The sequence below is a fragment of the Hymenobacter elongatus genome (assembly GCF_004745955.1).
Classification (GTDB): Bacteria; Bacteroidota; Bacteroidia; order Cytophagales; family Hymenobacteraceae; genus Hymenobacter; species Hymenobacter elongatus.
The window spans coordinates 1-1,540 of record NZ_SRLD01000095.1 but is presented as its reverse complement, the minus strand read 5'-3'; the positions used below and the strand labels follow the sequence as shown (position 1 = coordinate 1,540).

The 1,540-nt window shown below is 70.1% G+C and carries 1 protein-coding gene; it reads right to left on the bottom strand.

The window, feature by feature from the left end:
• A partial coding sequence (locus E5J99_RS20840; RefSeq protein WP_245319171.1) for a condensation domain-containing protein occupies positions 1–1,540 on the bottom strand: 1,540 nt, incomplete at both ends.

Genomic DNA, 1,540 nt, shown 5'->3' with positions numbered 1-1,540 from the left:
CTCAAAGCTATCCGGGCCGAGCTGGACCACGCGCAGGCGCATCTGGGAGCCCTTGCGCAGGTCGAATCCGCGGGCCAGATCGGCCGCCTTCTCCTGGGCCAGGGCCTGGGTCAGCGCCGCGCCGGCCAGGGCCGCGTGGTCCACGAAGCTGAAGCCGCCGCTGACGGTGGGCTGCACCACCTGCAGGGCCCGGCCGCCGTAGTGGTGGGAGAAGCAGGTGCGCAGCACGTCATAACTCTGCACCAGCTGGGCATAGCTCTGCTCGAGCAGCGCCACTTGCAGGTGGCCTTGCAGGCGGTAGGCCACCTGGATGGCGTGGGCCCGCGAGCCCGGGTCCTGCACCCAGTGGTAGTACATGCCCTCCTGCAGCGGCGTGAGGCCGTAGACGTCCTGCACGCCGCCGACCTGGGCGGTGAGCGCCGCCAGCTCCGGTCGCGTGAGCCCGGCGAAGGTCAGATCACTGGGCGTCAGCTGCCGCGCTGTGGTGGCTGCTACCGTGGCGATGAGCCCGGTTAAGTGCTGTTCGTAGTGGGCCAGCACCTGGGTGATGGTCCGCTGCTGGTAGTGCTGCTGGCTGTAGGTGACGCTCACGCGCAGCTGGCCCTCGACAATCAGGGCCGAGACCTCCAGGCTGGTGGGCCTCTCGCGGTGGGCGCTCACGCTGGCCCCGCGCTGCTGGCCCGAGTAGGTGAATACCCCCGTCGCCTCTTGCGAGGTAGCGCCGGCTCCGGAGCCGAAGTCGCCCAGGTAGTTGAACACGATATCACTGGCCGGGGCCGGGGCCAGGGGCTGGGCGGGGTGCAGGTAGCGCAGCAGGCCGTAGCCGATGCCCTTGCCCGGGATGCGGCGCAGGGCTTCTTTGACCTCGATCAGCGCGTCGATGCTATCGGCGGCCGTGCTCAGGTCGAGCACGAGGGGGTACTTGCTGGTGAACCAGCCCACGGTGCGCGTCACGTCCAGCTCGGCCCCGATCCACTCGCGCCCGTGGCCTTCCAGCGTCAGGCACACGGTGTGCAGGCCCCAGTGGGCCTGCAGGGCCTGGGCCAGTGCCGTGAGCAGCAGCTCCTGCACCTCCGTGCCGTAGGCGCGGTGGGTCTGGGTGAGCAGCTGCTCGGTCAGGGCGGCGGGCAGCAGGAAGCTCTGCACCTGGGCATCCTGCACCTGGTTGCGGCCTTCGGGGTGGTCTTTGGGCAGGGCCGCGACCGGGGCCTGGTGCTGGGCCTGCCAGTAGGTCAGCTGGGCCTGCAGCGTCTGGCTGAGGGCGAAGTGCTGCTGCTGGGCCTGCCAGGCCTGCAGCGAATCGGTTTTCGAGGGCAGCGCCAACGCCAGGCCCTGTCGGGCCTGGTTGTAGAGCGTGGAGAGGTCCTCGAGCAGGATGCGCCAGGATACGCCGTCGACGACCAGGTGGTGGGCCACCAGCAGCAGCTCGTCCGTGCCGTCGGCGTGCCGGAACACGGCTGCCTGGAACAAGGGACCCGTGGCCAGCACGAAGCCCGCCTGCACGGACTCGCTCCGCAAGAGCTGCTGGGCCCGCGCTTCC